The sequence below is a fragment of the uncultured Oscillibacter sp. genome, assembly GCF_900546705.1.
Lineage (GTDB): Bacteria > Bacillota > Clostridia > Oscillospirales > Oscillospiraceae > Oscillibacter.
The window spans coordinates 1-15,841 of sequence record NZ_URDP01000044.1 but is presented as its reverse complement, the minus strand read 5'-3'; the positions used below and the strand labels follow the sequence as shown (position 1 = coordinate 15,841).

The following is a 15,841-nucleotide window of genomic DNA, read 5'->3' as shown; positions in this document are numbered from 1 at the left end:
CGAAGGGGCGGGCGAAGGGCTTGCCGCTGCGGTTGGCAAAGCCGATGGCGTGGGGCACGCCGGAGTCCGGCACGCCGGCCACGTAGTCCACCTTGGGCAGGCGGCCCTGGGCCACCTCGTCCCGGGCCATGATCTCGCCGTTGCGGTAGCGCATGACCTCCACGTTCACGCCCTCATAGTTGGAGTTGGGGTAGCCGTAGTAGGTCCAGAGGAAGGCGCAGATGCGCATTTTCTCCCCGGCGGGGGAGAGGGACTCGCACCCCTCCGCCGTGACCCGGACGATCTCCCGGGGCCCCAGCTCGTAGCAGGTCTGGTAGCCCAGCTTCTGGTAGGCGAAGGACTCGAAGGACACGCAGCATCCCTCGTCGTTTTTGCCCACCAGCACCGGGAGCCGGCCCAGCTTGTCCCGGGCGGCGATAATGCCCTCGGGAGTGAGGATCAAAATGGTGGTGGACCCGTCGATCACGTCCTGGGCGTGGCGGATGCCCTCCACCAGGGAGTCACACTGGTTGATGAGGGCCGCCGTCAGCTCCGTCTCGTTGATCTTGCCGCTGGACTGAGCCATGAACTGGTGTCCGTGGTCGGAGAAGTACTGGTCCACCAGGGACTCGGCGTTGGTGATGATGCCCACGGTGGTGATGGCGTAGAGGCCTAAGTGAGAGCGCACCAGCAGGGGCTGGGGGTCGGTGTCGGAGATGCAGCCGATGCCGGCCGTGCCGTGGAAGGACGCCAGGTCCCGCTCGAACTTGGTGCGGAACGGGGCGTTTTCAATGTTGTGGATCTGGCGCTGGAAGCCGTCGGCGGCGTCGTAGATGGCCATGCCGCCCCGGCGGGTGCCCAGATGGGAGTGGTAGTCCGTGCCGAAAAACACATCCAGCACGCAGTCACGCTTGGAGATCGCTCCGAAAAATCCGCCCATTTACTTGTCCCCCATGAGACGGCGCATGACCTCTTCGTAGGCCTCCTCGGCGCCGCCCAGATCCCGGCGGAAGCGGTCCTTGTCCAGCTTCTCGTGGGTCTTCTCGTCCCACAGACGGCAGGTGTCGGGGCTGATCTCGTCGGCCAGGACGATGGTCCCGTCGGCGGTCTTGCCGAACTCCAGCTTGAAGTCCACCAGGTCGATGCCGATCTCCTTCATGAAGCCCTTCAAAAGGTCGTTGACGGCAAAGGCGTACTTTTTGATGAGCTCGATCTCCTCGGCGGTGGCCAGCTTCAGGGCCAGGGCGTGGTAGCTGTTGAGCAGGGGGTCGCCCAGCTCGTCGTTTTTATAGGAGAACTCGATGGTGGGCTGGTCAAACACGATGCCCTCTTCCACGCCGTAGCGCTTGGCGAAGGAGCCGGCGGAGATGTTGCGGATGATGACCTCCAGAGGCACGATGGACACCTTCTTGACCACGGTCTCCCGGTCGCTGAGCTCCTGGACGAAGTGGGTGGGGATGCCCTGCGCCTCCAGACGGCGCATGAGGTTGTTGGTCATGCGGTTGTTGATGGCGCCCTTGCCGGCAATGGTGCCCTTCTTCAGACCGTTGAAGGCGGTGGCATCGTCCTTGTAGGAGACGATGAGCAGCTGGGGGTCGTCGGTGGCGAAAACCTTCTTGGCCTTTCCTTCATAGAGCTGTTCGCGCTTTTCCATGGTGAATCTCTCCTCACTTGAATTTTATGTAAAATTTTTGGAAGCTGACGAAACGGGACTTTGGCAAACGGGGTTACTGGAGCTCGGCCTGGAGGGCGGCCTCCTTTTCGGCGATGCGGGCCGCCATATCCGCCCGCATGGCGTCCAGCTTGGCGGCCAGGGCCTCGTCGTCCACGGCCAGGATCTGGGCGGCCAGCACGGCGGCGTTCTTGGCGCCGCCCAGGGCCACGGTGGCCACGGGGATGCCGCTGGGCATCTGCACGGTGGCGAGCAGGGCGTCCAGGCCGTCCATGGCGCCGCCCTTCATGGGGATGCCGATGACGGGCAGGGTGGAGTTGGCGGCAAAGGCGCCGGCCAGGTGGGCCGCCATGCCGGCGGCGCAGATGAGGACGCCGAAGCCCTCCTGCCGGGCGGAGCGGGCGAAGTTGGCCGCGGCGGCGGGGGTGCGGTGGGCGCTGAGGATGTGGGCCTCGCAGGGGATGCCCAGTTCCTTGAGCTGGGTGCAGGCGGCCTTGACGACGGGCCAGTCGGAATCGGAGCCCATGATGACAGCAACTTTTTTCATGTATGTTCCTCCCAAAACAGTGGATTTACAGTTTTTTGCGCATGACGGTGTGGCGGAAGAACCCGTCGGCGAAGTACTCCCGGGAGCAGAAGACCGGCTTTCCGTCGATGTCGAAGTCCACCTCGTCCATCTGCAGAAGGGGCGTGCCCGGCTGGACGGCGAAGATCTCCGAGAGGGCCTCGTCGGTGACGGTGGGCTTCAGGTCCGTCAGGTCCATGTAGGGGTAGATGCCGCAGAACTGCTGGAGAAAGTGGAAGATGGGAAGCTTGAGGTCCTTGATGGTGTAGGAGCCCTTGGCCAGCGCCTTTTCCAGCACGTCCTCGCAGTAGATGGCGGGGCGTCCGTCGGCGGTGCACAGCCGGGCCACCCGGATCACCGGGGTACCCTGGGGGATCTGCAACTGGCGGGAGACGGCGGCGTCAGCGGTGTCCTCGCTGACGTGGACATAGGCCACGGCGGGCTGGTAGCCGCTCTGGCGGATCATGTCCAGAAACTCCACCTCGATGTCCATGCGGGTGGGGACGTTGAGCACGTGGCGGTTGATGATGGTGCCCACGCCGTGGCGGCGGGTGATGAAGCCCTCCCGTTCCAGGGAGGCCAGGATGTCCCGCAGCTGGGTGCGGCTGATGCCCAGCTTCTCCGCCAGGACACTCTCCCGGGGCAGACGCTCGCAGTCGGCGTACTCGCCGCTTTTCATGTCCCGCAGCAGCTGGGCGCGGATGGACTTGGACTGGGAGGGATGGGTGCTCATGGGCTTCACCTCTTTGGAAAATTGGTAGTACCATTGAAAGGTCATACCTATTGTATCCAATTTCCGCTGGCCCTGCAATGGGCAATTTCGACAACTTGCACTGTCCGTGGGAGACGATCCTCGTGGAGTAGCCGAAAGGGACGGGGCGGATTTTTTCGTGTAATTTAACCGTGGACATTTGTGCGTCTTTTGCTATAATAAAAACTCAGCAAGAGAAAAGGAAGCGATGGAAATGAATATTCTCGTACTGGGGGCGCAGGCCCGCTATGAGACGTACATGCCGGACATGCCCATCATCCGCCAGCAGGAGATCACCTATCTGGACAAGGACACGCCGGCCGAGCAGATCGTGGGGCGGGACGCGGACATTTTGTTTGTGGACGCCATCACCCCGGTGACGGCCCGGGAGATCGCCGGACTGCCCAATTTGAAGATGATCCACTCGGAGGGCGTGGCCTACGACAAGATCGATCTGGCCGCCGCCCGGGAGCGGGGCATCTACGTGTGCAACAACAAGGGCTGCAACGCCGGCGCCGTGGCGGAGCAGGCCATTTTGCTGATGCTGATGGTGCTGCGGCGGGCGCTGCCGGGGGACCGGGCGGTGCGTCAGGGCCGTCAGATGGAGATGAAGGAGCAGTGCATGGCCGGCGGGCTGCGGGAGCTGTCCGACTGCCGGGTGGGCCTGGTGGGCTTCGGGGACATTGCCCGGGCCGTGGCCACCCGTCTGGCGGCCTTCGGCTGTGAGGTGTGCTACACGGCCCGCCACCGTCTGCCCCGGGAGGAAGAGGCCCGCTACGGCGTGACGTTCATGGCCCTGGAGGAGATGGCGGCGGTGTGCGACGTGGTGAGCCTCCACTGCCCCGTCACCGACGAGACGCGGAACCTGGTAAGCGACGCTCTCCTGGCCCGGATGCAGTCCACGGCGGTGCTCATCAACACCGCCCGGGGCGAGCTGGTGGACAACGACGCCCTGGCCCGGGCCCTGACGGAGGGCCGCATTGCCGGCGCGGGACTGGATACGGTGGCCCCGGAGCCGGTGCCGGCGGACCATCCCCTGGTGAATCTGCCTGCCCCGGCGTCGGAGCGGCTGGTGTTCTCCCCCCACCTGGGCGGCATCACGGAGGCGTCCTTCCGCCGGGCGCACCTGCACATGTGGCGGAATGTGGAGCGGCTGGTGGACGGTCACCGGCCGGACAATATTGTAAACGGATTGGATTGATGGAATGAAGAACCTCGTACTGATCGGCATGCCCGGCACGGGCAAGAGCACGGTGGGCCGGGCGCTGGCGTCCCGGCTGGACTACGATTTCGTGGACCTGGACGACCTGATCGTGGAGCGGGCGGGCAAGACGCTGCCCCAGATCCTGCGCCAGGACGGGCTGGAGGCCTTTTATGCCCTGGAGGAGGACGTGGGCGCCGCCCTGGACCGGCAGAGCACGGTGGTGGCCACCGGCGGGTCCATGGTGCTCTATCCCAAAGCCATGGAGCACCTGAAGGAAAACGGCGTCATCGTCTGGCTGGAGACGCCTCTGAGCCGGATCGACAGCCGCATGCCCGAGGACCTGACGGACCGGGGCATCGCCGCCCCGGCGGGCATGACGCTGCGGCAGATCTACGAGGAGCGCCAGCCCCTGTACGCCCAGTACGCCGACGTGATCGCCGTCAGCCAGGACGGGGCGGAGGAGACGGCCCAGCAGGTGCTCAGCCTCATGCGGACCGTGGACATCCACCTTTAAAGGAACAAAAGCACAAAAAGCGCCGCCGCGGAACTTCCGCGGCGGCGCTTGCTTATTGGGTTTTTCCGGAGAGATAGGCGCAGGCGGCCAGAGCGGCCACGGCGCCGTCGGCGCAGGCGGTGGTCAGCTGGCGCACGGACTTGGTCCGGCAGTCCCCGGCGGCGAAGATGCCCGCCGCACCGGTGCGGCAGTCCTCCCCGGCGGCAAGGAAGCCTCCCTCGTCCGCAAGGCCCAGCTGACGGCCCAGGGCATCCCGGGGCTGCTGTCCCACGGCCTCGAAGAGGCCGGAGACGGCCAGTATCTCCCGGCGGCCGTCCCGGCGGAGAAGCTCCAGGGATGCCAGCGCGCCGTCCCGGCCCGTGAGGGAGACGACCTCCGTGTCCAGGGCAAAGGACACGTTGTCCCGTTTACGGAGGGCCTCCGCCAGAATGGGGTCCCCCCGGAAGGAGTCCCGCCGGTGGATTACCGTCACGTGGCGGCACACTTCGGAGAGGAACAGGGCATCCTGGAGGGCGGTATTGCCCCCGCCGCACACAGCCACGTCTTTGCCGGCATAAAAGGCCCCGTCGCACACGGCGCAGTAGGACACGCCGGCGAGGGTGTCCTCTCCCGGCAGGCCCAGGGTCCGGTGGCGCATGCCGGTGGCCAGAATCAGCGCACCGCAGTCGTAGGCGCCGTAGTCGGTGGTGACGGTTTTGACGTCGGCGCCGGTGACCTCCGTCACCTCCTCCAGCTCCAGCCGGGCCCCCAGGGCCTCCGCCTGGGAGAAGAGCCGGTCGGCCAGCTCCGCCCCGGAGATGGTGGCAAAGCCCGGGAAGTTCTCCACCTGGGGGGCGGAGGCGATCTGTCCGCCGAAGCCCTCCCCCTCCAGCACCAGCACGGACTTGCCGGCCCGGCGGGCGTAGACGGCGGCGGTAAGGCCGGCGGGGCCGCCGCCGACGATGATGATGTCAAAATACTCGCGCATACGATCTCCTTTCGCCCGGGAAAGAAAACAGGAGGGACGCTCCCTCCTGTTTTTGCCGCTTACCGGTTGGCGGCGTATTTTTTGATGACGGAGGCGTTGACCAGCTTCTCCACCTGACCGTCGTGGCGGACGATGAGGGTGGGGGCCTGCTGGATGCCGTAGCGGTTCACCAGGTCCATGTGCTCGCTGACGTCGCACACCTCGTAGGCAAGGCCCGCCTTGTCCAGCTCGTTTTTGGCGATCTTGCAGTTGGGGCAGGTCTTGGTGGTGAAGAGGTAGAGCCCGTCGGCGCACTCCGGCGGGGTGGAAGCGGCGGCCGTGCCGGGATTGGCAGTGGTCTTCTCCCGGTCGCACAGGCGGCGGCCCTCCAGGTGGGAAGCGCCCACGTCGTACTCCCGGCGGTCCTTGAACTCCTGGACCTTGCCGTCGTTCCAGTTCTGGACGGGGCGGTAGTAGCCGGTGATGCGGCTCCACACCTCGCAGGGCTTGCCGCACTTGGGGCACACCGTGTGCTCGCCGGCGATGTAGCCGTGGTCCTGGCAGATGGAGTAGGTGGGGGAGATGGTGTAGTAGGGCAGCTTGAAGTTCTCGGCGATCTTGCGCACCAGGTCGGCGGCGGACTTCCAGTCCGGCAGCTTCTCGCCCAAAAAGGCGTGGAACACGGTGCCGGAGGTGTAGAGGGTCTGGAGGTCGTCCTGAACGGCCAGAGCGTCGAAGATGTCGGCGGTGTAGCCCACGGGCAGGTGGGAGGAGTTGGTGTAGTAGGGGGTGTCGCCGGGGTTTTTGGCGGCGGTGATGATGTCCGGGTACTTCTCCACGTCGTGCTTTGCAAGGCGGTAGGTGGTGGACTCGGCGGGGGTGGCCTCCAGGTTGTAGAGGTCGCCGTACTGCTCCTGATAGTCGCTCAGACGCTCCCGCATATGGTTGAGCACGTCTCTGGCAAAGGCCTGGGTCTCGGGATGGGTCAGGTCCTTGCGCAGCCACCGGGCGTTGAGGCCCACCTCGTTCATGCCGATGAGGCCGATGGTGGAGAAGTGGTTTTCAAAGGTGCCCAGATAGTACTTGGTGTAGGGATAGAGCCCCGCGTCCATGAGCCGGGTGATGACCGTGCGCTTGATCTTCAAAGACCGGGCGGCGATGTCCATGATCTTGTCCAGCCGGGCATAGAACTCCTCCGGGGTCTTGGCAAGGTAGGCGATCCGGGGCAGGTTGATGGTGACCACGCCCACGGAGCCGGTGGACTCGCCGGAGCCGAAGTAGCCGCCGGACTTCTTGCGCAGCTCCCGCAGGTCCAGCCGCAGCCGGCAGCACATGGAGCGCACGTCGGAGGGCTCCATGTCGGAGTTGATGTAGTTGGAGAAGTAGGGGGTGCCGTACTTGGCGGTCATCTCAAAGAGCAGGCGGTTATTTTCCGTGTCGGACCAGTCGAAGTCCTTGGTGATGGAGTAGGTGGGGATGGGGTACTGGAAGCCGCGGCCGTTGGCGTCGCCCTCGGTCATGATCTCGATGAACGCCTTGTTCACCATGTCCATTTCCTTTTTGCAGTCCCCGTAGGTGAAGTCCTGCTCCTTCCCGCCCACGATGGCGGGCAGGTTCTCCAGGTCCTTGGGGACGGTCCAGTCCAGCGTGATGTTGGAAAAGGGCGCCTGGGTGCCCCACCGGGAGGGGGTGTTCACGCCGAAGACGAAGGACTGGATGCACTGCTTGACTTCCTTTTGCGTCAGATGGTCCGCCTTGACGAAGGGGGCAAGATAGGTATCAAAGGAGGAGAACGCCTGTGCGCCGGCCCACTCGTTTTGCATGATGCCCAGGAAGTTGACCATCTGGTTGCACAGGGTGGACAGGTGGCTTGCGGGGGTGGAGGTGATCTTGCCGGGGATGCCCAGGCCCTGCTGGATCAGCTGCTTGAGGCTCCAGCCGGCGCAGTAGCCGGTGAGCATGGAGAGGTCGTGCAGGTGCATGTCGCCGTCCTTGTGGGCCTTGGCGATCTCCTCGTCGTAGATCTCGCTGAGCCAGTAGTTGGCGGTGATGGCGCCGGAGTTGGAGAGGATCAGACCGCCCACGGAGTAGGTGACGGTGGAGTTCTCCTTGACCCGCCAGTCGTTGATCTGCAGATAGTTGTCCACCAGGTCCTTGTAGTCCAGCACGGTGGACTTGAGGTTGCGCACCTTCTCCCGCTGCTTGCGGTAGAGGATGTACGCCTTGGCCACGTCGGCGTAGCCGGCCTTGGAGAGGATGCTCTCCACGCTGTCCTGAATGTCCTCCACGGAGATTTTGCCGTCGCGGATTTTGTCCTGGTAATCGGCGGTGACCTTCAGGGCCAGCAGGTCGATGATATCGGCGTTGTAGGCTTTGTTGGTGGCCTCGAAGGCCTTGGTGATGGCGGTGCTGATTTTGGACAGGTTGAAGTCCGTGATCTTCCCGTCCCGTTTGACAACTTGGTACATGGTTCGACCCGCTTTCTCTAAAGTATAAATATCGGAGGTTCCGGCAGGGCGTGCCCCCGGCGCCGCCCAAAGATTCCAAATTTTATTGTACCACAATACCTATGGAAGTCAATTGGATTTACCCACTATATCTTGTGTGTATTTTCGGCGTTTTGCCGGTGCACGTTTTCGTCCTCACTCCACGCCCCGCAGCGCCACGGCTCCGAAGAAGGGCTGGGCCAGGGCAAGGAAGCCGCGGAGCTCTTCGGCGGTGAAGCCGGAAAAGCCCTGGGAGATCAGGCCCCCGGAGTCCACGAAGTTCTGCAAAAAGTACCGGGGGGCGCCTTCGAGCCAGCGGCCGATGGCCAGGATGTCGTCGGCGGTGTGGAGCTCACGCACCACGGTGGTGCGGAACTCGTAGTCCACCCCGGCCGTGCGCAGCAGGGCGATGCTCTCCCGGACGGGGCCCAGGTCGAAGTCCGGGACCCCCACGGTCTGGGGGTACTTCTCGGGGCTATTTTTGATGTCCATGGCCACGTAGTCCAAAAGACCGTCCCGGAGCAGCGCCTCCAGCCGGTGGGGGAAGCAGCCGTTGGTGTCCAGCTTCACCGCAAAGCCCATCTCCCGGACCCGGCGCAGAAAGTCTCCGGCGCCGTCGCGGAGCAACGGCTCGCCGCCGGAGAGCACCACCCCGTCCAAAAGCCCCCGGCGGCGGGAGAGAAAGTCCAGCACGTCCCTCTCACTCCAGTGCTCGGCCTGGTCCGGGTGGAGCACCAGCACCGCGTTGTGGCAGAAGGGGCAGCGCAGGTTGCACCCGCCGGTGAACACGGTGGCGGCCAGCTTGCCCGGGTAGTCCACCATCGCCAGCTTCTGCAGTCCGGAAAATTCCATGGGAGTCCCTCCAAAATCCACAAGATATAGACAGTGTACACCTCCGCGACCACAAGAACAAGAGGGGACGGGGAAAAAGAAAAAAATCCCGGCGCCGGGGAGGAAACCGGGGGGCAAAAGTGGGAGGGGAAAATTTGGAGAAAGTGGAAAATTCTGCTTTCTTTGGGGACGGAAATTCTATGGAACCGTGCATTGCGGAGGGGGTCGGAGTTCCGTATAATTTCACTCAGCGCACGGGAAAAACCGTGTGAAATCGGACCGGGGAAACTACCCCCGAAAAGGAGATCGAAAATGAAAAAAACAGTCACTCTGGCGCTGACCCTTGCGATGCTGCTGGGAATGCTTTCCGGCTGCGGCGCCACCAATGACACGCCGGCTGACAATGCCGAGGAACCCAAGGCAGCTGAGAATTTCAGCGATGAGATGAAAATCCCCTACGCGGTGGATCTGTCCCCGGAGGACGGCGCGGACTCGGTGGAGCGGCAGGGAGATCATGAGAACTCCCCCTACTTCGCCCATCCCGACGTCTACAACATGGAATCCACGGATACCCTGACGGTGCTCCACAACTTCAAGACCCAGCAGCAGACCAGCGAGTGGTCCTGCGGCGTCACCTCCGCCCTGATGGTGCTGGAGTGGTACGGCAAGCTGGGCGACTGGAACGAGGAGTCCCTGGCGGCTCTGCGCCACAGCCTGGACGGCACGGAGCTGGAGGGCTATCCCGGCACGACGCTGAACCAGGCCATGGACATTTTCAACGGCGTAGGCGGTTTCGATATGGTTACCACCTATGACTACCCCGACGGCATCTGGGTGGACGACATCCAGGGCTGGCTGGCAGAGGGCAAGCCCATCATGGTGGCCTGGAACGACTGGGGCGGCCACTGGCAGGTGATCGTGGGCTACGACACCATGGGCACCGAGACCACCCAGGACGACGTGATCCTGGTGGCGGACCCCTACGACACCACCGACCACAACCAGGACGGCTACGGCGTCTACGGCGCCGAGCGCTTCCTCTATAACTTCACCATGTACAACGCATTCCCCGAAGAAGAGGGCGGCAACGACTACCTGTTCATTGTCGCCAGCCCCTCCGAGGTGTAAGGGAAGCAAAGACGGCGCGGCCCCGTGCCGCCCTCTTTTCCGCTTGCAAGCGCAAAAAAAGCCCCACCCGATTTCGGGTGGGGCTTTTCGCTTATTCAGGTGCCTCACAGCGTTCGCGCCCGCGGGCGCGAAGCCTGTTTCATCCGTTTTCCCTGGCGACATGCGCGTCAGGGAAAACACTGCTCAGCCCGCAAGTGTGGGATTTATCCGCAGGCAAATCCTGCGCGCGGCGGGCTGCATCCTGCCCGCAAAAGCGGGATTCCGCTTTTCGGGCACTTGTTTTAGTTCTGCCGGAACCGGGAGAGGAAGTCCTTCGTCTCCTGGCGCTGGGGGTTGCCGAACACGTCCGCCGGGGCGCCCTGCTCGCAGATGACGCCCTGGTTCATGTACACCACCCGGGTGCTCACGTCCCGGGCGAAGGCCATCTCGTGGGTGACCACCAGCATGGTCATGCCCTCCTGGGCCAGGGCCTGCATGACCGCGAGCACCTCGCCCACCATCTCCGGGTCCAGGGCGGAGGTGGGCTCGTCGAACAGCAGCACCTCCGGGTTCATGGCCAGGGCCCGGGCGATGGCCACCCGCTGCTTCTGGCCGCCGGAGATCTGCCGGGGCTTTGCGTTGACGTAGGGGGCCATGCCCACCTTCTCCAGGTACTCCAGGGCGGTTTTGCGGGCGGCCTCCCGGCTGCGTTTGAGGACCTTCACCTGGCCCACGATGCAGTTTTCCAGCACGGTCATGTTGTTGAACAGGTTGAACGACTGGAACACCATGCCCACGTGGGAGCGGTACTGGGCGGCGTTGACGCGGCCGGAGGCCACGTTTTCCCCGTGGTAGAGGATCTCACCGGAGGTGGGGGTCTCCAGCAGGTTGATGCACCGCAGCAGCGTGGACTTGCCGGAGCCGGAGGCGCCGATGATGGAGATGACGTCGCCCCGGTCCACGGTGAAGTCGATGTCCCGCAGGACGGGGTTTTTGCCGAAGGTCTTGGACAGGTGCCGGACCTCTAAAATCATTTCACCCATGTTACCGGTCTCCTCTCGTGCTGTCGCTGCGTTTTTTCAGGGACGGCTTCGTGTCCGCCTGGTACTCCTTGCTGTGCTCATCGAAGGGGGTGCCCCGGTCGGGATGGCTGTAGGTGCCGGCGGCCATGGTCAGCTGGTCGGCCTGGACCAGCTCGTAGCTGTCGGAGCCGTCCATGACCTTCTCCAGCAGCCGCAGCAGGAACGAGGCGATGAGGGTCATGGTCAGATACCCGATCATCTCGATGGCGGCGGAGGGGAAGTACATGTTGTTGACGCCCACGATGTAGCGGTGCCAGGCGAAGAACTCCGTAAAGGAGATGATGAACATGACGGAGGAGTCCTTGATGTTGATGATGAAGTTGTTGCCGATCTGGGGGATGATATTGCGGATGGCCTGGGGCAAAATGACGCTGGTCATGGTCTGCACGTGGGTCATGCCGATGGCCATGGCGCCCTCGGTCTGGCCCGGGTCGATGGAGATGATACCGCCCCGGACGGACTCGGCCATGTAGGCGCCGGTGTTGATGGACACCACGATGATGGAGGCCAGCCAGATGCCGCTGTTGCCGGAGAAGGCCACCTGCCCGTCGGTGAAGTAGGGCAGACCGTAGTAGATGAACACGGCCTGAAGTACCATGGGCGTGCCCCGGAACACCTCCACGTAAATGCGCACGATCACCCGGATGAGCCGCAGGAAAAACCGCTTGACGGCGTTGTCCCGGGGGCTGATGGGGATGGTGTTGAGGATGCCGCACACCAGGCCGATGATGCAGCCGATGACGGTGGCCACCACCGCCAGGATGATGGTGTTCTGGATACCGGCCCAGTAGGCGCTGCCGTAGTTGGCCCACAGCAGCGTCATGTCTTGTCCCAGTTTCACAAGCTTATCCATGGGACACGCTCCTTTCCAATACAGCCGTCATCCGGCCCTGCGCGCAGAGCCGGATGACGGGGTCGTTTTGATGATTACACCTCGGGCTGGACGGCGATGGCCTGGTCCATGAGGGCGTTGAACTGATCTTCGTTGAGGGCGGAGAGGACGGTGTTGATGGCGTCCTTGAGCTGCGTGTTGCCCTTCTGGACGGCGATGCCGATGTTGACGTTCTCGGCCCGCTCGGCCTCGGAGGCGAACTGGAAGTCGCCGTCGGTGCCGGAGAAGTTCAGGATGACCAGGTTGTCGTCCTTGGCCACGGCGCCCATGGCGGTGGGCAGGTCGGTGCAGATGAAGTCCACGGTGCCGGTCTGCAGGGCCATAATCATGGAGGGGGCAGTCTCAGCGGGGGCCTGGATGTCGGCGCCCTCGATCTGGGGCAGGCAGGAGTCATACCAGATGGTGCCGGTCTGGGCGGTGCAGGAGCCGCCGGCCAGGTCCGCGATGGAGGTGGCGTCAGCAAACTCGCTGTCCTTGGTGGTCACGCACACGATGGTGGCATAGTAGTAGGGGCCTGCCATGTCCACCTCGGCCATGCGGTCGGCGGTCATGGACTGGCCGGCGATGTTGGCGTCCATGGTACCGGCCTGGACGGCGGGGGTCAGGGAGTCCCACGCGCTGGAGACGATCTCCAGCTCCCAGCCGTAGGCCTCGCAGATGCGCTTGGCGATCATCACGTCATAGCCGTTGGCGTAGGCGCCGGGGACGTTGGAGATGGGCACGGCGCCGTTGGAGTCGTCCATCTGGGTCCAGTTGTAGGGGGCGTAGGCACACTCCATGCCCACGGTGAGGACGCCGTCCTCCACGCCGGGGATGGCGGAGGTGTCCACGCCGGTCAGGTCCTCCACGGGGGGGATCTCCACGGCGGTCTCCTGGGATTCCTGGGCGGCGGGGGTCTCCTCTTCGGGGGTCGTCTCCTCCTGGGAACCACAGGCGGCCAGGGAGGCGGTCATGGCCAGGGCCATCAGCAATGCAGCAAATCTTCTCATGTCATTCACCTTTCCAAACGTAATCCGCGGCGGCTTCGGCTTCTCCCGCCGTCCGCCGCGCCGGAGGGAGAAAAAAATGAACCGCTTTGTCAAGCGGTTCATGGAGTATGCGGAAGAGGCTCCCCGGCCGGGGAGAGATCCGATCTCAGCCAATGATAGCGCTTCACAAAAAACTCTGTGACAGTCCGGCAGATGTTCTCTGCCGACCCAGCGCCGGGCAGCCAGGCAGCGCCCCGGTACTTCGGCGGTGTCCCCTTTCTCCGCCGGCGGCTGCCTGGCCTTGCCGGAGGGTACTGATGAATCCCGCGCCTCTATCTAAGCGATTCGATTTTGACGGCATCATATCACGGCTGGAAAGTGCTGTCAACCGCGGACGGGGGGATTTTTGAAAACTTTGTGGAAAGTGTCGAAAAAATCCCGTGCAATGGGGGACAATTCTATGGTATAGTATGGCATACGCCCCTGCGGGGGCAACCGAAAAAAGGAGAAAGACATGCAACAACTGGAGCTTGGAATCCTGGACTGGATTCAATCGAACCTGCGCTGCGGGGTGCTGGATGCGCTGATGCCCGCATTGAGCTGGACGTGCAACCACGGCGAGATCTGGATTGTGCTTGCGGCGGTGCTGCTGGCGGTGAAGCGCTGCCGCCGGCAGGGGCTGGCGGTGGGGTGCGCCCTGGTGACGGATCTGGTCTTGTGCAATTTGATCCTGAAGCCCCTGGTGAACCGGGCGCGGCCCTTCACCGTCCATCCGGTGGCGCTGCTGATCCCGCCGCCTGGGGACGCCTCGTTCCCCTCGGGCCACACGGCGGCGTCCTTTGCGGCGGTGCTGGCCCTGAAGGCCAGCGGCTCGCCCCTTTGGAAGCCGGCACTGGCGGTGGCGGTGGTCATGGCCTTTTCCCGGCTGTACCTGTACGTTCACTGGCCCAGCGACGTGCTGGGCGGCGTGATCGTGGGCGCGGCGGCGGGCTATATGGGCGCGTGGATGGCCCGGCGCATCGGATGGCGCCTGGACCGGCGGGGGTGACGCTTGCGCGGCGGCCCGGATTCAGGTATACTATATTAAGTTATGCAATTTGATTTACGACGGAGGAACCCCCATGAAACTCATGGTCATCGACGGAAACAGCATCGTCAACCGGGCCTACTACGGCATTCGGCCCCTGACCACCCGGGACGGGCTGTACACCCACGCCATCTTCGGCTTTTTGACCACGCTGCTGCGGCTGCGGGAGGAGGAGTCGCCGGACGCGGTGTGCGTCACCTTTGACGTCCACGCCCCCACGTTCCGCCACACGGCGGACGCGGATTACAAGGCCACCCGCAAGCCCATGCCGGAGGAGCTGCGGCAGCAGATGCCGGTGCTCAAGGAGGTGCTCGCCGCCCTCAATATCCCCCGCTACGAGCTGGAGGGCTGGGAGGCCGACGATTTGATCGGCACCATCTCCCGCAAGTGCGAAGCGTCGGACTGGGAGTGCGTGGTGGTGACGGGAGACAAGGACTCCCTCCAGCTCATCACGGACAAGACGAAGGTGAAGCTGGTGTCCACCCGCATGGGCCAGACCACCACGAAGGACATGACCCAGGAAGCCTTCCGGGACCAGTACGGCTTCGACCCCATCCACATGATCGACCTGAAGGCCCTCATGGGGGACGCGTCGGACAACATCCCCGGCGTGCCGGGCATCGGGGAAAAGACGGCCATGGCCCTGGTGCAGACCTACGGCAGCATCGATACCCTCTACGCCAAAATGCCGGACATCGAGGCAAAGCCCGCGGCCATCAAGAAACTGGCGGCAGGGGAGGAGAGCGCCCGCCACTCCTACTGGCTGGCCACCATCGCAACGGACGCCCCTCTGGACTTTGCCCCGGAGGACAACCTGGTGCGCCAGCCCGGGGAGGCGGCCTACCCCCTCTTTTTGAAGCTGGAGTTCACCAAGCTCATCGACCGCTTCGGCCTGACGGCGGCCCCGGCCGGGGGGGAATCCCCCGCCCACGGGTGCACCGTCACGGCGGAGCCGGTGACCACGCCCGCCCGGGCGGAGGAGCTGCTGGCGCTGTGGCGGCAGGCGGACCACGTGTCGGTGCTGACGGTACCGGACCTGACCGCCGCGGCGGTGGTCTGCAAAACCGGGGAGGATACGGGCCTCACGGCGGAGCTGCTGTTCGACCAATACCGGGGAGACTGGAACGGTCTGCTGCGGGCCCTGTTCTCCGCCAATATTAAAAAGGTGTCCCACAATGTCAAGGACCTGATGCACACGCTCCTGGAAAACGGCCTGCCCACCGGGGGCTTCGTGTTTGACACGGCCCTGGCGGCCTATCTGCTGGACGCCACGGCGGGCAGCTACGACTTAGGGCGCCTCTTTGTCACCTATTATAATGAGGAGCTGCCCAAGCCCGTGTACCTGGAAAAGGACGCCTTTTCCCTGCTGGGGGACGGGGCGGCGGCCCAGGCCAGCCTGGACCGTTATACGGCGGCGGTGGATGCCCTGTACGAAACCCTTGCCCCCAAGCTCCGGGAGAAGAATCTGTGGGACCTCTTCGAGACGGCGGAGCTGCCCCTTTGCGCCGTGCTGGCGGACATGGAGATGGCCGGCTGCCGGGTGGACGCGGCGGCGCTGTCGGCCTTCGGGGAGTCCCTGGCCGCCCGGGCCGCCGGGCTGGAGAAGACCATCTACGACATGGCGGGGGAGGAGTTCAACATCAACTCCCCCAAGCAGCTGGGCCACATCCTCTTTGACAAGCTGGGCCTGCCCCACGGGAAAAAGACCAAGACCGGCTGGTCCACCAACGCCGACGTGCTGGAAAAGCTCCGCTACG

General features: G+C 64.0%; 14 protein-coding genes, 1 pseudogene and 1 riboswitch. Of the genes and pseudogenes, 5 read left to right on the top strand and 10 right to left on the bottom strand.

The window, feature by feature from the left end:
- From QZS13_RS08735 to QZS13_RS08720, 4 genes and pseudogenes are all read right to left on the bottom strand, one after another.
- A pseudogene (locus QZS13_RS08735) lies at window positions 1-919 on the bottom strand (amidophosphoribosyltransferase); the annotation flags it as partial.
- Window positions 920-1,633, bottom strand: a complete 714-nt coding sequence (gene purC, locus QZS13_RS08730; RefSeq protein ID WP_295587998.1) for a phosphoribosylaminoimidazolesuccinocarboxamide synthase — start codon at window positions 1,631-1,633, stop codon at window positions 920-922. It lies immediately after the preceding pseudogene.
- A gap of 73 nt (window positions 1,634-1,706) precedes the next feature.
- Entirely contained in the window at window positions 1,707-2,198 is a 492-nt protein-coding gene (gene purE / locus QZS13_RS08725) for a 5-(carboxyamino)imidazole ribonucleotide mutase (protein WP_295587996.1), read from the bottom strand.
- A 25-nt stretch (window positions 2,199-2,223) separates the two neighbouring features.
- Window positions 2,224-2,994 carry a GntR family transcriptional regulator gene (locus QZS13_RS08720; protein WP_295587994.1) on the bottom strand — a complete coding sequence of 257 codons (771 nt, stop codon included), beginning with the start codon at window positions 2,992-2,994 and terminating at the stop codon, window positions 2,224-2,226.
- A gap of 187 nt (window positions 2,995-3,181) precedes the next feature.
- On the opposite strand from QZS13_RS08720, the gene QZS13_RS08715 reads away from it, so the two are divergent.
- Together QZS13_RS08715 and QZS13_RS08710 are read left to right on the top strand one after the other, a co-directional pair.
- Complete coding sequence (locus QZS13_RS08715) at window positions 3,182-4,168, top strand: 2-hydroxyacid dehydrogenase (protein WP_295587992.1); 987 nt, start codon at window positions 3,182-3,184, stop codon at window positions 4,166-4,168.
- A gap of 4 nt (window positions 4,169-4,172) precedes the next feature.
- Entirely contained in the window at window positions 4,173-4,685 is a 513-nt protein-coding gene (locus tag QZS13_RS08710; RefSeq protein WP_295587990.1) for a shikimate kinase, read from the top strand.
- A 52-nt stretch (window positions 4,686-4,737) separates the two neighbouring features.
- On the opposite strand, the gene QZS13_RS08705 is transcribed toward QZS13_RS08710, so the two are convergent.
- From QZS13_RS08705 to QZS13_RS08695, 3 genes are all read right to left on the bottom strand, one after another.
- Window positions 4,738-5,652, bottom strand: coding sequence for an NAD(P)/FAD-dependent oxidoreductase (locus QZS13_RS08705; RefSeq protein WP_295587988.1), 915 nt, complete (start codon window positions 5,650-5,652; stop codon window positions 4,738-4,740).
- A gap of 59 nt (window positions 5,653-5,711) precedes the next feature.
- Complete coding sequence (locus QZS13_RS08700; protein WP_295587986.1) at window positions 5,712-8,099, bottom strand: ribonucleoside triphosphate reductase; 2,388 nt, start codon at window positions 8,097-8,099, stop codon at window positions 5,712-5,714.
- Between the two features lie 174 nt (window positions 8,100-8,273).
- The gene (locus QZS13_RS08695) at window positions 8,274-8,969 is read right to left on the bottom strand and encodes an anaerobic ribonucleoside-triphosphate reductase activating protein (RefSeq protein ID WP_295587984.1); all 696 of its coding nucleotides are present in this window, start codon (window positions 8,967-8,969) and stop codon (window positions 8,274-8,276) included.
- 291 nt (window positions 8,970-9,260) lie between these two features.
- Between QZS13_RS08695 and QZS13_RS08690 the strand changes: the two genes are divergently transcribed.
- Window positions 9,261-10,076: a C39 family peptidase gene (locus QZS13_RS08690; protein WP_295587982.1), complete on the top strand. Its 816-nt coding sequence runs from the start codon at window positions 9,261-9,263 to the stop codon at window positions 10,074-10,076.
- Window positions 10,077-10,357: 281 nt separating this feature from the next.
- On the opposite strand, the gene QZS13_RS08685 is transcribed toward QZS13_RS08690, so the two are convergent.
- From QZS13_RS08685 to QZS13_RS08675, 3 genes are all read right to left on the bottom strand, one after another.
- On the bottom strand, window positions 10,358-11,098 hold the full coding sequence (locus QZS13_RS08685; RefSeq protein ID WP_295587980.1) for an amino acid ABC transporter ATP-binding protein: 741 nt from the start codon (window positions 11,096-11,098) through the stop codon (window positions 10,358-10,360).
- A 1-nt stretch (window position 11,099) separates the two neighbouring features.
- Entirely contained in the window at window positions 11,100-11,990 is an 891-nt protein-coding gene (locus tag QZS13_RS08680) for an amino acid ABC transporter permease (protein ID WP_295587978.1), read from the bottom strand.
- 74 nt (window positions 11,991-12,064) lie between these two features.
- Window positions 12,065-13,018 (bottom strand): transporter substrate-binding domain-containing protein, encoded by a 954-nt coding sequence (locus QZS13_RS08675; protein ID WP_295587976.1) that lies wholly within the window; start codon window positions 13,016-13,018, stop codon window positions 12,065-12,067.
- Between the two features lie 148 nt (window positions 13,019-13,166).
- A riboswitch (Lysine riboswitch) is annotated at window positions 13,167-13,340 on the bottom strand.
- Between the two features lie 171 nt (window positions 13,341-13,511).
- Between QZS13_RS08675 and QZS13_RS08670 the strand changes: the two genes are divergently transcribed.
- Window positions 13,512-14,045, top strand: coding sequence for a phosphatase PAP2 family protein (locus QZS13_RS08670; protein ID WP_295587974.1), 534 nt, complete (start codon window positions 13,512-13,514; stop codon window positions 14,043-14,045).
- Window positions 14,046-14,118: 73 nt separating this feature from the next.
- The coding region (locus QZS13_RS08665; protein ID WP_295587972.1) for a DNA polymerase at window positions 14,119-15,841 on the top strand (1,723 nt) is incomplete at its 3' end.

Bases quoted from the DNA above. Each gene is read 5' to 3' on its own strand.
- purC (WP_295587998.1), bottom strand. From the start codon at position 1,633: ATGGAAAAGCGCGAACAGCTCTATGAAGGAAAGGCCAAGAAGGTTTTC.
- purE (WP_295587996.1), bottom strand. From the start codon at position 2,198: ATGAAAAAAGTTGCTGTCATCATGGGCTCCGATTCCGACTGGCCCGTC.
- QZS13_RS08720 (WP_295587994.1), bottom strand. From the start codon at position 2,994: ATGACCTTTCAATGGTACTACCAATTTTCCAAAGAGGTGAAGCCCATG.
- QZS13_RS08715 (WP_295587992.1), top strand. From the start codon at position 3,182: ATGAATATTCTCGTACTGGGGGCGCAGGCCCGCTATGAGACGTACATG.
- QZS13_RS08710 (WP_295587990.1), top strand. From the start codon at position 4,173: ATGAAGAACCTCGTACTGATCGGCATGCCCGGCACGGGCAAGAGCACG.
- QZS13_RS08705 (WP_295587988.1), bottom strand. From the start codon at position 5,652: ATGCGCGAGTATTTTGACATCATCATCGTCGGCGGCGGCCCCGCCGGC.
- QZS13_RS08700 (WP_295587986.1), bottom strand. From the start codon at position 8,099: ATGTACCAAGTTGTCAAACGGGACGGGAAGATCACGGACTTCAACCTG.
- QZS13_RS08695 (WP_295587984.1), bottom strand. From the start codon at position 8,969: ATGGAATTTTCCGGACTGCAGAAGCTGGCGATGGTGGACTACCCGGGC.
- QZS13_RS08690 (WP_295587982.1), top strand. From the start codon at position 9,261: ATGAAAAAAACAGTCACTCTGGCGCTGACCCTTGCGATGCTGCTGGGA.
- QZS13_RS08685 (WP_295587980.1), bottom strand. From the start codon at position 11,098: ATGGGTGAAATGATTTTAGAGGTCCGGCACCTGTCCAAGACCTTCGGC.
- QZS13_RS08680 (WP_295587978.1), bottom strand. From the start codon at position 11,990: ATGGATAAGCTTGTGAAACTGGGACAAGACATGACGCTGCTGTGGGCC.
- QZS13_RS08675 (WP_295587976.1), bottom strand. From the start codon at position 13,018: ATGAGAAGATTTGCTGCATTGCTGATGGCCCTGGCCATGACCGCCTCC.
- QZS13_RS08670 (WP_295587974.1), top strand. From the start codon at position 13,512: ATGCAACAACTGGAGCTTGGAATCCTGGACTGGATTCAATCGAACCTG.